The sequence below is a fragment of the Streptococcus sp. 27098_8_75 genome (assembly GCF_041432475.1).
GTDB classification, from domain to species: Bacteria; Bacillota; Bacilli; order Lactobacillales; family Streptococcaceae; genus Streptococcus; species Streptococcus gordonii.
This window is the reverse complement of record NZ_JAPVZR010000007.1, coordinates 1-12,999: the sequence shown is the minus strand read 5'-3', so window position 1 is coordinate 12,999 and position 12,999 is coordinate 1. Positions and strand designations below refer to the sequence as shown.

Here is a 12,999-nt window from a genome sequence, read left to right as displayed (position 1 = left end):
AGTCCTAAAAGGAAACAAAAAGACACTTTTATTTCAATTTTTCATTCATCAGCAACCAGCTTTGACACATTTGTGGACTTCTCAGCACCGCCACTTTCTGTAAAATGCTTGACTCAAAACACCTCTGATGAACCTATTCTATCACCTTTCAAGCGAAAAATCAATAATTTCTCTCACCCAAAAGCCCGTCTGGCAGGTCGTGAAATCCTTTGCCCGCCTGATAGTTGGCGAATTTCCCCAAAAGGAACTGGTAGGCATCTAGACGACTTTCATAGCGAATAGCCGCTTCCTTGGCCCTCTCATCCTGATCCGCCTCGTATACTGCCTGACTCTCCTTAAGGGCCATCTCGTTAATCATGACCTGAGTCTTGACCCAAGCTTCAAACTCCTGTAAAAATTCCTGTTCGTAACTCATGTTTCTCACTTTCTAACTGCAAATACCTAGTCCAAATCTCGGTAAAAATCACTGTCAATATCACGGAAGGGCTGAATGTCCTGCACATACTCCAGCACCCCCTGAAATTCACCAGATTCATCTCGCACTGCCGCATAGGTCACATGGACAAACTTACCACGCGATTTCGACTTGAACCACATCTCAAACTTGCCCCTCTCTCCCTCGCGCAGAGCCTTGAAAATCCGCCGCACCTTGTCCAAAAACTTGGGTGGGTGACAGAACTCGACATTGCGCCCTATTTGGGACGGCGTTCGCTTAAAAATCATCTCGTCCGCTGGCACACTGTCATTATAATACTGGAAAATATCGTCCTTATTGACAAAGGTAATCTCCATGGGCAGATGGTCCAAAATCAGATTGGCCTCCGCCACCGACAGATAGCCATGGCCAAAAGACTGCTGGGACTCCCGATTAAAGGCTTGCTCCTTCTTTTCCTTGGGCTTAAAGGAAATGGTGACCTGACCATCCGGCGTATCAATGACCTGCTCAAACCTACCATCACTAGTCTGTCCTCTGCTAGCTGGCGCTTCGCTTCCCTCATCAGCAGCATCCCCAGCTTTCTCCTCCGAGAATGAGTGCCGCGCAGGAATCCATTTCTCTGTTGGCTTGATGATAGCATAGCCATAAGCATCGCTCTCCTCAGCAATCTTGAGCCAGTCATCCTGATGAAAGGACTCAAGGAGTATCATGAGAAGGATAGACTCTTCCTTGAAAATCATAGCTTCAAACTCAGCAGCAAAAGTCTCAAACTTTTCCTTGACTTCTTGAATCGAAGTATCAGGCAGCTGCTCTGCAGCAATCTTAGCCTCTTGGAAAAGGTCTCGAATCTGATCATCTACCCCCCACATGACCTTGGGCGGTGAATCGTGGCCATAGCTCTCCATGATAGGAAACATGAGCTCTTCCTTGCGCTGATAGTGGATATCAAACTGCCCCACCAAACCCAGCTGACGCTGGAGTCCCTTGCGGATTTCTGGAAGAAGGTCCTCATCTTCTGTGCTTTCATAGGTAGATAGGAGCCTGCGAACCCGCATGAGGGCAGCCCGCAAGGCTAGATTTTCCTGCTTAAATACTTGAACCGGATGGCCTGGATGGTCGGTATCAGCCACCTCTACATTCTGAATGGCCCCTTTAAAGAGGTTGGCATGGACATTGCAGAGGGACATGACATCTTCGAAGGTCACTCCCGTATCTGAGTTCATCAGCTCATGCTCCATCAGGCTGATCTCGATAGCGGACACACCAGCAAAATGCTCATTGAAGAGCTCCTGAACAGACTCCGCCGAAGCTCCGTTATGTAGGTCCAGCAAGATAGACTTGAGGACTTCAATGCGTTCAGTAGCCATGCCTAAATCCCCACCACTTCATAGCCGTTTAATTCCAGACTTTGCTTGATTTTATTCAGGTCAATGCCGTTCATACCAGCGCCTTTTTTGATAGAAACCACGCGCCCGACTGTATTACGCATGACAGGATTGGCCAGAGGCGTAAAGCCTAATTCTACCAAGACATCCAAAACCTCGGGATGCTTCTCAATCACTTCTGCCACCGGGATAGACAAATCAATCACATTATCCATAGCTGCTCCTTCATCGTCATTTTTCTACAATTATACCATAAAAAAGCTATCAGACTCAAAGCAAAAAAACAGAAGTGTCTGCTCCTCTTATACTTGTTCAAAAGAAATGGAATAGCACATTAAGATAGACATGATGACAGACTTCTTCCTTCCATTATTGCCTCAGGCAACGATAAGAAAAATTGAAGCACATTGTTTCTTCTTTTTCCTATTTTGTGTTAAGCTAAGACTAGTGAATTGAAAGGGTTTTCGTATGTATCTAGCAGACTTAATGGAAAAGAGTGAAGCGGGACAGTTTATTGTCCTATCTTATTTACAGCAGCATTCTACATCCAGTTTGAAGGATGTCATGTCTGAAACAGGCTTCTCGAAAGCAACCTTGACCAAGTACATTAGCTTGATTAACGACAAGGCTATGGACCATCATGTAGCCTTATCCATCCAGCTTCAGGACGAATCGCTCAGTCTGTCTGTCGGTCCAGATACCAAGGGACGGGACATTCGCAGACTCTTTTTGGACAATGCTGTCAAATACCAGATTTTAGACTACCTGCTCTACCATCAGCAGTTTTTAGCCCATCAATTAGCCCAAGAGCTGATGATTAGTGAAGCAACACTCGGCCGTCATATATCCGGTTTAAATCAGATTTTATCAGAGTTTGAGCTATCTATCCAAAATGGCCGCCTGAAAGGGCCTGAACACCAGATCCGCTATTTTTATTTCTGCCTCTTTCGCAAGGTCTGGTCCAGCCAAGATTGGGAAAAGGAACTTCAAAAATCTGAAAGAAAGCAGGAAGTTGCCGTCTTAGAAGAACTCTGCGGAGCCCAGCTCTCTCAAGGGCAGCGATTAGACTTGGCCCTTTGGGCACATATCACCCAACAGCGGCTAAGAGTCAATGCCTGTCAATTCCAAAATATTGAGCAGAAAATGCAGGGCTATTTTGAAAACATCTTCTACCAGCGCTTGCATCGCAGGACAAATGATTTCTTTGCCGGGCAGCACATTACTCTAAGTCAGGAAGATGGGGAAATGATGATTTTCTTTTCATTTCTGCTTTCCCATCGGATTTTACCCTTACACACCATGGAGTATTTATTGGGCTTTGGCGGTGAAATTGCCGGTCTGATTACGCAATTGATTCAAGAGATGAAGGGCCAGGACTTGCTAGATGACTATATTGAGGACCAAGTGACCTACGAACTCAGTCAGCTCTGCGCCCGCGTCTTTCTTTTCCGAGGCTATCTCTTGCAAGACAAATACAAGTATGACTTGGAATTGCGCCATCCTTACTTATGGAGCGAATACGATTATCGACAAGTGGCAGACACGATTTTTAGCAAACTGCCTATTTCCCAGCAGGGAACATCTCTGGATAAAAAGATTTTGTGGGAATGGCTCCAGCTGATGGAGTACATTGCTGAAAACGACGGTCAAGTCATCAAGATAGGCATGGACTTGATAGATAGCTTTATCGTTGTTTCCAGGATGACTGCCATTTTAAGGCGGTACTTAGAGTACAATCGCTTTATCACCATTGAATCCTACGATCTTACCCGAAATTACGATCTCATCATCACAAACAATCCCATCCATCAGGACCAACAGATTCCCGTCTATTATTTAAAAAATGACTTGGATTTGGAAGATTTAGCAAAAATTCGGAACATGATATTTCATTGAGAAGCCTGGAGAAATCCAGGTTTCTTTGTGATTTTCGCACAATCTCCTCAAAATTTTTTAAAATTTTAAAAAAGTTGATGAACAAGAAAGCGCTTTATTTTATATACTAGTTACTGTAGAGGAAACATCCTCAAGATTTTTACCAGGAGGACAGTTCATGTCACAAGAAAAATACATCATGGCTATCGACCAAGGAACTACTAGTTCCCGCGCCATCATCTTTAACAAAAAAGGAGAAAAAGTTAGCTCCAGTCAAAAAGAATTTACTCAGATTTTCCCTCAAGCTGGATGGGTTGAGCACAATGCCAATGAAATTTGGAACTCTGTGCAGTCCGTTATCGCCGGTGCCTTCATCGAAAGTGGAGTAAAACCTAACCAAATAGAAGCCATCGGGATCACCAACCAGCGTGAAACAACTGTCGTCTGGGATAAGAATACGGGACTTCCTATCTATAATGCTATCGTTTGGCAATCTCGCCAGACTGCTCCTCTGGCTGAACAGCTGAAAAGCCAAGGCTACGTAGAAAAATTCCACGAAAAGACTGGTTTGATTATTGACGCTTACTTCTCTGCTACCAAGGTTCGCTGGATTTTGGACCATGTAGAAGGTACGCAAGAAAGAGCTGAAAAGGGCGAATTGCTCTTTGGTACTATTGATACCTGGCTGGTTTGGAAATTGACTGACGGCGCGGCTCACGTGACCGACTACTCAAATGCCGCTCGTACCATGCTCTATAACATTAAAGATCTCAAATGGGACGATGAGATTTTGGAAATCCTCAACATTCCAAAAGCCATGCTTCCAGAAGTTCGTTCTAACTCAGAAATCTATGGTAAAACTGCAGCCTTCCATTTCTACGGTGGAGAAGTTCCAATCTCTGGTATGGCTGGTGACCAGCAGGCAGCTCTCTTTGGACAGTTAGCTTTTGAGCCTGGTATGGTCAAAAACACTTACGGAACTGGTTCCTTCATCATCATGAACACTGGTGAAGAGATGCAGCTGTCTGAAAACAACCTCCTAACAACTATTGGCTACGGTATCAACGGCAAGGTTTACTATGCTTTAGAAGGTTCTATCTTTATCGCAGGAAGTGCCATTCAATGGCTGCGCGACGGTCTTCGGATGGTTGAAAATTCACCAGAATCTGAAAAATATGCCCTAGATTCTCACAACAATGACGAAGTCTATGTCGTGCCTGCCTTTACAGGTCTAGGCGCTCCATATTGGGATCAAAATGCACGTGGTTCTGTCTTTGGCTTGACCCGCGGAACCAGCAAGGAAGACTTTATCAAGGCTACCCTGCAATCCATCGCTTACCAAGTTCGCGACATCATCGATACCATGCAGGTGGATGCCAAGACTGCTATTCAAGTCCTCAAAGTCGACGGCGGGGCTGCTATGAACAACTTCCTCATGCAGTTCCAAGCTGACATTTTGGGAATCGATATTGCCCGTGCTAAAAACTTAGAAACAACTGCTCTCGGTGCAGCCTTCTTTGCAGGTCTGTCAGTAGGCTACTGGAAAGACTTAGACGAACTCCGTACTCTCAATGAAACTGGAGAACTCTTTGAGCCGTCTATGAATGAATCTCGCAAGGAACAGCTCTACAAAGGATGGAAAAAAGCCGTTAAAGCAACTCAAGTCTTTGCAGAAATCGACGACTAATACTGAAAGAATAACGCGACTTAATTAGAAAGTGTGTAAATATGGAATTTTCAAAGAAAACACGTGAATTATCGATTAAAAAAATGCAGGAACGCACCTTAGACCTCCTGATTATTGGTGGGGGGATTACCGGTGCTGGAGTAGCCTTGCAAGCAGCAGCTAGTGGCTTGGAGACCGGTCTGATTGAAATGCAAGACTTTGCCGAAGGGACTTCTAGCCGCTCTACCAAATTGGTCCATGGTGGCCTTCGTTACCTCAAGCAATTCGACGTAGAGGTGGTCTCAGATACAGTTTCTGAGCGTGCTGTGGTCCAGCAAATTGCCCCCCATATTCCAAAACCAGATCCTATGTTGCTTCCTGTTTATGAAGAAGAGGGCGCTACCTTTAGCCTCTTCCGTCTGAAAGTGGCTATGGACCTCTATGACCTCTTGGCCGGTGTCAACAACACTCCTGCTGCCAACAAAGTTTTAAGCAAGGAGGAAGTGCTAGAACGGGAACCTGAACTCAAGAAGGAAGGTCTGGTTGGTGGCGGTGTCTATCTTGACTTCCGCAACAACGACGCTCGACTCGTAATTGAAAATATCAAACGCGCAAACCAAGACGGTGCCCTGATTGCCAACCATATCAAGGCAGAAGGCTTCCTATTTGATGAAGCTGGAAAGATTACAGGAGTCGTTGCGCGTGACCTCTTGACAGACCAAGTCTTTGAAATCAAGGCTCGTCTAGTTATCAATACAACTGGACCTTGGAGTGACAAGGTACGCAATCTGTCAAATGACGGTGAGCAATACTCACAAATGCGTCCAACCAAGGGAGTTCACTTGGTAGTTGACTCTAGCAAAATCAAAGTTTCTCAGCCAGTCTACTTTGACACAGGCTTGGGAGACGGCCGGATGGTCTTTGTCCTTCCACGTGAAAATAAAACCTACTTTGGTACGACAGACACTGACTACACTGGCGACCTAGAGCATCCAAAAGTGACTCAGGAAGATGTGGATTACCTCTTGGGCATTGTCAATAATCGCTTCCCAGAAGCAAAGATCTCAATTGACGACATCGAAAGCAGCTGGGCAGGTCTGCGTCCTCTCATCGCAGGAAACAGTGCTTCTGACTATAATGGCGGAAACAACGGTACCATTAGCGACGAAAGTTTCAATGCTCTGATTGCGACTGTTGAGAGCTATTTGGCTAAAGAAAAATCTCGCGAGGATGTCGAAGCGGCTGTTACCAAACTCGAAAGCAGCACTTCTGAAAAACACTTGGATCCATCTGCCGTGTCTCGCGGTTCCAGCTTAGAACGCGATAACAATGGTCTCTTGACCCTTGCTGGCGGTAAGATTACGGACTATCGTAAGATGGCTGAAGGCGCTATGGAGCGTGTCGTTGGAATCCTCAAAGCAGAATTTGACCGCAGCTTCAAGCTCATCAACTCTAAGACTTACCCTGTTTCAGGTGGAGAGCTCAATCCAGCAAATGTGGATTCCGAAATCGAAGCATTTGCTCAACTTGGTGTCTCACGTGGCTTAGACAGCAAAGAAGCTTTCTATCTTGCAAATCTTTACGGTTCAAATGCTCCTAAAGTCTTTGCTCTCGCACACAGCATCGAACAAGCACCAGGTCTCAGCCTAGCTGATACCTTGTCACTGCATTATGCTATGCGTAACGAATTAGCACTCAGCCCAGTCGACTTCCTGCTTCGCCGGACAAATCACATGCTCTTTATGCGGGATAGCTTAGATGCTATTGTAGAGCCTGTTCTGGATGAAATGGGTCGATTCTACGACTGGACAGAAGAAGAAAAAGCAACTTATCGAAATGATGTTCAAGCTGCCCTTGCAAATAACGATTTAGAAGAATTAAAAAAATAGAAAATACGAGAAGAGGCGGTAGGCAAAACAACTGTCTGCCTCCCCTTCTTTTAAATGGAGTAACATAGATGATGAAAGAAATATTTGGTGAATTTTTAGGAACACTGCTCTTGCTCCTTCTGGGTAATGGTGTAGTTGCAGGTGTGGTTCTTCCCAAAACTAAGAGTCACAATTCAGGCTGGATTGTGATTACCATGGGATGGGGGATTGCTGTTGCCATCGCTGCTTTTGTATCTGGCAACCTTGGCCCAGCCCATCTGAACCCTGCCCTAACAATCGGAGTAGCTCTGAAAGGTGATTTGCCTTGGGCATCTGTTCTTCCTTACGTCCTTGCTCAGTTTGCAGGTGCTATGGTCGGACAGTTCCTAGTCTTCCTACAGTTCAAACCTCACTATCTAGCTGAAGAAAATCCGGCTAATGTCTTGGGTACATTCAGCACAGGCCCAGCTATCAAAGATACCTTCTCTAACCTGATTAGCGAAATCCTTGGAACCTTTGTTCTTGTGCTGACTATCTTCTCTCTTGGACTTTATAAGCTGCAAGCAGGCATTGGCACTTTTGCAGTCGGAACATTGATTATCGGGATTGGACTATCACTTGGTGGAACAACTGGCTATGCCCTCAATCCAGCTCGTGACTTAGGACCTCGCATCATGCATAGTCTTCTTCCTATTCCTAAAAAAGGAGATGGCGATTGGAGCTATGCTTGGGTTCCAGTTGTCGGACCAATCATCGGTGCCGTCCTTGCAGTCCTAGTCTTCGGTTTATTCTAATATAACCTATTATCATTAGAGAACGCTTGACGTGTGTTCTCTTTTTTTGACTAATTGATTAGGCTAAGACTGAATCCCTATAAAACCGTTGCAATTTTGACAAAAGAAAAGACTTAGCCCTGTATTAGAGAAAACTAAGTCCTTTTTAGAATGATTTTGTTAGCTCTTGCGAGCTGCTTACAATTAACTCGAACGAGAGCTATCTCGCTTGGATAATTTCACCACTGCCTCGGTCCGAGCGGTATGCGGAAACATATCAACCGACTGGATATAGTGAACATCGTAGACCTGAGAGAGCTTGACTAAATCCCGAGCCAGAGTTGAGACATTGCAGGAAACGTAGACCATCTTCTCAGGTGCATAGCGGACAATTGTCTCCAGCAGCTTATCGTCCAGACCAGTTCGTGGCGGATCGACAATCAAGGCATCCGCCCGATAGCCCTCAGCATACCAGCGAGGAATAATCTCCTCTGCCGTCCCAGCCTCATAGAGTGTATTATCAAATCCCATTCGTTTCGCATTACGCTTGGCATCTTCAATGGCCTCAGGGATGATATCCATACCCCGCAGAGACTTGACTCTTTTAGCAAAGGCAAAGCCGATGGTTCCAACCCCGCAATAAGCATCAATCAAATGGTCTTCTTTCGTCACATCAAGCGCCTTAACCGCCTCCCCGTAGAGCACCTCTGTCTGCTCAGGATTGAGCTGATAGAAAGCTCGAGGCGATAGGGAGAACTCATAGTCCAGCACTCCTTCTTGGATAGCTTTCTCGCCCCAGATAATCTCTGTCTTATCCCCGTAAATCTCACTGGACTTGCTCGTATGATAATTGACCGCCACTGTCTCCAACTCTGGAAATTCAGCCACTAGGTCTTGAACTACTAGAGAGAAGTCTAGCTTGCGTCCTGTCACAAAAATCATCTGCACCTGACCCGTCTTTCTGGATCTACGAATCATAACGGTACGTACTCCAGCAGTCTTCCTCTCATCATAGATGGGTAGCCTATACTTACCTAAAAGCCGAGCAACCTTATTTATGATCTGTTGCGTTACCTTGTCCTGAACCAGACAGTTTTTCAGCGAGACCAGATAGTGGGAATTCTGGGCATAAAGCCCCGCCTTGACCTCATCCTTAAATTTCCGAGTCTGAAACTGCAGTTTAGCCCGATAATAGAGTGGCTCCTGCATACCAATAGTCGGACGAATCTCATAGTTCTCATAGCCTGATGGCGCAAATTTTTTCAAGGCCTGACGCAGCAAATCTTCCTTAAACTCTAACTGCTTGTCATAGTGGAGGTGCATGATTTGACAGCCCCCGCAGCTATCATAAATCTCACAAGGCGCCTCCACCCGAAATTTCGACCGTTTGTTAATTGTCAAGAGCTTGGCCTCAATGAAATTACGCTGAATCCTGGTCACCTGACAGTAGACTTCCTCACCCTTCAAAGCCCCTGGCACAAAGACCAGCGTTTTCTTATAAAATCCAATTCCTTCCCCATTAATCCCCATTTTCTTAATTTTCAAAGGGATTCTTTGCTTCACTTTCACATTCATGCTTCTATTATACCACGCTGCCTCGCATTAGTTGAGAATATGTTAAAATAAAAGTATGAAAACAGAAAAAATATCCCTTCCACTAGCCCAATACCCTGAGCAAATACGAACTTATCTAGAGAGAGCCAATTTTTACGACAGGTCCTCACATTCTGGAGCCAGTGTTTTCTATGCTGATACGGGCTATTATTTGAAAATCGACCAAAAAGGCCAGTTAGCTCAAGAGGCCACACTTGCCAAGTGGTTTGAAGAGCAAGGACTCGGTGTACCTGTCATTCACTACCTGACAGCAGATAAAGACTACCTGCTGACTAAAGAAGCCGAGGGCAAGGACGCCCTAGCCTTTCTCCAACAGCCAGAAGAACTTTGCCAAACGATGGCTGTCACACTCAAAAAACTTCACAGCCTCCAACCCCAGCATTTCCCAATCCAGCATCGCCTCCAACACTATAAAGAGCAAGCAGAGGAAAATTATCGGAAAGGCTACTTTTATCAAAAAGCCTTGTTGCCTCAATTTCATATCCAAAGCCGTGAGGAAGCCTACCAGCTTATCCAAGAACAGGGACACTTACTGACTGCGGATTCCTTGATTCACGGTGACGCCTGCTTGCCTAATTTCATTTTGAAAGAGGCTTCAACCTTCTCCTGCTTTATTGACCTTGGTCTCGCTGGCCTTAGCGATCACCACATTGACCTTTATTGGGCCATCTGGTCTCTTACTTATAATTTATCTGACCCACAATACGCAGAGCTCTTTCTTGATTACTATGGCCGGAAGGATGTTGATATAGACAAACTACGCTTGATAGCTGCCTTTGAAGCATTTAGCTAAAAGAAAGGACTTTACCAAAATCCCCAATGAAAATCACAAAAATCGAAAAGAAAAAAAGACTCTACCTCTTGGAGTTGGACGACAGCGAAAAGCTCTATATTACAGAAGACACCATCGTCAGATTCATGCTGTCTAAAGGAATGGAAATCACAGAGCAAGAGCTAAAAGAAATTCAAGACTATGCCCAATTTTCCTATGGCAAAAACCTAGCCCTCTACCAACTCTCCTTTAAGCAAAGAACTACTAAGGAAGTTAAAGACTACTTAACGCAGCACGACATCCAACCGGAAACCATCAGCCAGGTCTTGGACAATCTAAAAAAAGATAATTGGATTAATGATAGAAAGTATGCTAATTCTTTTATCCAATCCAACCTTCTCACTGGTGACAAAGGCGCTTTTGTTCTCAAGCAAAAACTCAGTCAAAAAGGAATTTCTAGCACTATCATAGAAGAAGAATTGAGCCAGTTTGATTTCACTGAACTAACAGACAAAGTTGCCCAAAAGCTGCTCAAAAAATACCAGGTAAAACTGCCCAGCAAGGCCCTACAAGAAAAAATTCTTCAATCCTTGATAAACAAAGGTTTTTCATATAGCCAAGCCAAAAAAGCCTATCAGCATTTGGACATCGAAGAAGACCAAGAGAACCAAGAAGAGCTACTCTATAAAGAGTTAGACAAGCAATACCGCAAGTACTCAAAAAAGCACGACGGCTATGACTTAAAACAGCGTCTGACCCAAGCACTAGCACGTAAAGGCTATGATTTCTCCGACATCGCTAGCGCTCTGAGAGATTATTTCTAAAAATTTTAGGGAAAAACTTAGAATTATTCATGAAAATATGATACAATAATTAGTGATAAACTTTAAAAATTGTAGAAAGTTGGTAAAAAATGAGACTTCCAAAAGAAGGCGACTTTATTACAATTCAAAGTTATAAGCATGATGGTAGCTTGCACCGTACTTGGCGCGACACCATGGTACTAAAAACAACAGAAAATGCGATTATTGGGGTAAATGACCATACTCTTGTTACGGAGAGTGACGGACGACGCTGGGTGACTCGTGAACCAGCAATTGTATATTTTCATAGGAAATATTGGTTTAATATCATTGCAATGATTCGAGAAAATGGCACATCTTATTACTGCAATTTAGCCAGTCCCTACTATCTCGATAGTGAAGCCTTAAAATACATTGACTACGACCTAGATGTAAAAGTCTTTGCTGACGGAGAAAAACGCCTGCTAGATGTAGAAGAATACGAACGCCATAAGAAAAAAATGAATTATTCAAGTGACTTAGATTATATTCTAAAGGAAAATGTAAAAATTCTTGTTGATTGGATCAACCAAGAACGTGGACCATTTTCGCAAGCTTATGTTAACATTTGGTACAAACGCTATATTGAACTAAAGAATCGCTAAAGTTGTCAAAAGAGCTCATGCTCTTTTTGTTTTCCAAAAATAAAAAGCAATTTCTTGCAATCTAAGCATTTTTTCAGTATCATAAAGAAAACAATTTACGAAAGGAGCAGTTAATATGGCATTTACCAACACTAAAGGACGATATGCCAGTTTTGGAATAGTTACTAGTTTACCAGATGAAGTCATTGATACATTTTGGTACATTATTGATAACTTCCTAAAAGATACATTTCCACTAGAAAATCTCATCCAATTCGAACTTCTTAATAATAATGGAAAACTAACTTATCGATTTTCTGAAGCTCATCTTGATACACTGATCTCCTTCGATTTCACCTATAAATTCAATCCATTCTATCCTCGAACTATCTACGTTACAGATAATAATGGAAAAGAAACGATTATGTTAGCAGATGAATACTCAATCATGTAATAAACAATTCCATAATGAAAAAAGTCAATTGAAAAACCTCAATTGACTTTTTTTAAAAATAAAAACTAAACGAAAAGTTTAGTCCTGATTAAATATAATCGGGAAGACAGGATTCGAACCTGCGACACCTTGGTCCCAAACCAAGTACTCTACCAAGCTGAGCTACTTCCCGTCGTGATCGAATATCTCCTATCACTATATGCACCCTAGAGGAGTCGAACCTCTAACCGCCTGATTCGTAGTCAGGTACTCTATCCAGTTGAGCTAAGGGTGCTCATTAATATTTATGCCGAGGACCGGAATCGAACCGGTACGATCGTTTCCAATCGCAGGATTTTAAGTCCTGTGCGTCTGCCAGTTCCGCCACCCCGGCCTCTAAGCGAACGACGGGATTCGAACCCGCGACCCCCACCTTGGCAAGGTGGTGTTCTACCACTGAACTACGTTCGCATACGCCTCTTCTCTCTTAATGCCGGCTACATGATTTGAACACGCGACCCTCTGATTACAAATCAGATGCTCTACCAACTGAGCTAAGCCGGCCTATTTCTTATGCGGGTTAAGGGACTTGAACCCCCACGCCGTTAAGCGCCAGATCCTAAATCTGGTGCGTCTGCCAATTCCGCCAAACCCGCGCTTATGACCCGTACTGGGCTCGAACCAGTGACCCTTTGATTAAAAGTCAAATGCTCTACCAACTGAGCTAACGAGTCTTCTTTGAAATCTTCTT

Annotated in this window: 12 protein-coding genes and 7 tRNA genes; 8 read left to right on the top strand and 11 right to left on the bottom strand. The window is 44.0% G+C overall.

Annotation, left to right across the window (positions count from 1 at the left end; translation table 11 throughout):
* Positions 1-160: 160 nt before the first annotated feature.
* Genes O3640_RS10160 through O3640_RS10150 form a run of 3 tightly spaced genes read right to left on the bottom strand, consistent with a single transcriptional unit; the run spans position 161 to position 2,036 of the window.
* On the bottom strand, positions 161-415 hold the full coding sequence (locus O3640_RS10160; protein ID WP_002899692.1) for a DUF1912 family protein: 255 nt from the start codon (positions 413-415) through the stop codon (positions 161-163).
* Between the two features lie 26 nt (positions 416-441).
* Complete coding sequence (locus O3640_RS10155) at positions 442-1,803, bottom strand: DUF438 domain-containing protein (protein ID WP_268723151.1); 1,362 nt, start codon at positions 1,801-1,803, stop codon at positions 442-444.
* Between the two features lie 2 nt (positions 1,804-1,805).
* Complete coding sequence (locus tag O3640_RS10150; RefSeq protein ID WP_070493849.1) at positions 1,806-2,036, bottom strand: DUF1858 domain-containing protein; 231 nt, start codon at positions 2,034-2,036, stop codon at positions 1,806-1,808.
* A 253-nt stretch (positions 2,037-2,289) separates the two neighbouring features.
* Between O3640_RS10150 and O3640_RS10145 the strand changes: the two genes are divergently transcribed.
* From O3640_RS10145 to O3640_RS10130, 4 genes are all read left to right on the top strand, one after another.
* Positions 2,290-3,717 carry a helix-turn-helix domain-containing protein gene (locus O3640_RS10145; protein WP_371586859.1) on the top strand — a complete coding sequence of 476 codons (1,428 nt, stop codon included), beginning with the start codon at positions 2,290-2,292 and terminating at the stop codon, positions 3,715-3,717.
* A 157-nt stretch (positions 3,718-3,874) separates the two neighbouring features.
* A complete protein-coding gene (gene glpK / locus O3640_RS10140) occupies positions 3,875-5,383 on the top strand; it encodes a glycerol kinase GlpK (RefSeq protein WP_125366897.1) in 1,509 nt (502 codons plus the stop codon).
* A 41-nt stretch (positions 5,384-5,424) separates the two neighbouring features.
* Positions 5,425-7,251, top strand: coding sequence for a type 1 glycerol-3-phosphate oxidase (gene glpO, locus O3640_RS10135; protein ID WP_096754702.1), 1,827 nt, complete (start codon positions 5,425-5,427; stop codon positions 7,249-7,251).
* Between the two features lie 68 nt (positions 7,252-7,319).
* Complete coding sequence (locus tag O3640_RS10130) at positions 7,320-8,024, top strand: MIP/aquaporin family protein (RefSeq protein WP_082307126.1); 705 nt, start codon at positions 7,320-7,322, stop codon at positions 8,022-8,024.
* Between the two features lie 183 nt (positions 8,025-8,207).
* Here O3640_RS10130 and rlmD read toward each other — a convergent pair whose 3' ends face one another.
* On the bottom strand, positions 8,208-9,578 hold the full coding sequence (rlmD, locus tag O3640_RS10125) for a 23S rRNA (uracil(1939)-C(5))-methyltransferase RlmD (protein ID WP_125366896.1): 1,371 nt from the start codon (positions 9,576-9,578) through the stop codon (positions 8,208-8,210).
* A 55-nt stretch (positions 9,579-9,633) separates the two neighbouring features.
* Between rlmD and O3640_RS10120 the strand changes: the two genes are divergently transcribed.
* The 4 genes from O3640_RS10120 (at position 9,634) to O3640_RS10105 (ending at position 12,269) form a co-directional block, all read left to right on the top strand.
* A complete protein-coding gene (locus tag O3640_RS10120; protein ID WP_125366895.1) occupies positions 9,634-10,410 on the top strand; it encodes an aminoglycoside 3'-phosphotransferase in 777 nt (258 codons plus the stop codon).
* A 26-nt stretch (positions 10,411-10,436) separates the two neighbouring features.
* Entirely contained in the window at positions 10,437-11,213 is a 777-nt protein-coding gene (recX, locus tag O3640_RS10115) for a recombination regulator RecX (protein ID WP_195321986.1), read from the top strand.
* An 89-nt stretch (positions 11,214-11,302) separates the two neighbouring features.
* Positions 11,303-11,836 carry a DUF402 domain-containing protein gene (locus O3640_RS10110; RefSeq protein ID WP_008809151.1) on the top strand — a complete coding sequence of 178 codons (534 nt, stop codon included), beginning with the start codon at positions 11,303-11,305 and terminating at the stop codon, positions 11,834-11,836.
* Between the two features lie 115 nt (positions 11,837-11,951).
* Positions 11,952-12,269, top strand: a complete 318-nt coding sequence (locus tag O3640_RS10105; RefSeq protein ID WP_046165933.1) for a DUF960 domain-containing protein — start codon at positions 11,952-11,954, stop codon at positions 12,267-12,269.
* Positions 12,270-12,367: 98 nt separating this feature from the next.
* Here O3640_RS10105 and O3640_RS10100 read toward each other — a convergent pair.
* From O3640_RS10100 to O3640_RS10070, 7 genes are all read right to left on the bottom strand, one after another.
* Positions 12,368-12,441, bottom strand: a tRNA-Pro gene (locus tag O3640_RS10100).
* Positions 12,442-12,469: 28 nt separating this feature from the next.
* A tRNA-Arg gene (locus O3640_RS10095) sits at positions 12,470-12,543 on the bottom strand.
* 13 nt (positions 12,544-12,556) lie between these two features.
* Positions 12,557-12,642: transfer RNA gene (locus O3640_RS10090), tRNA-Leu, on the bottom strand.
* Positions 12,643-12,647: 5 nt separating this feature from the next.
* Positions 12,648-12,719 (bottom strand) — tRNA-Gly (locus tag O3640_RS10085).
* A gap of 20 nt (positions 12,720-12,739) precedes the next feature.
* Positions 12,740-12,812: transfer RNA gene (locus O3640_RS10080), tRNA-Thr, on the bottom strand.
* Positions 12,813-12,822: 10 nt separating this feature from the next.
* Positions 12,823-12,904: transfer RNA gene (locus O3640_RS10075), tRNA-Leu, on the bottom strand.
* Positions 12,905-12,909: 5 nt separating this feature from the next.
* Positions 12,910-12,982 (bottom strand) — tRNA-Lys (locus O3640_RS10070).
* Positions 12,983-12,999 lie beyond the last annotated feature (17 nt).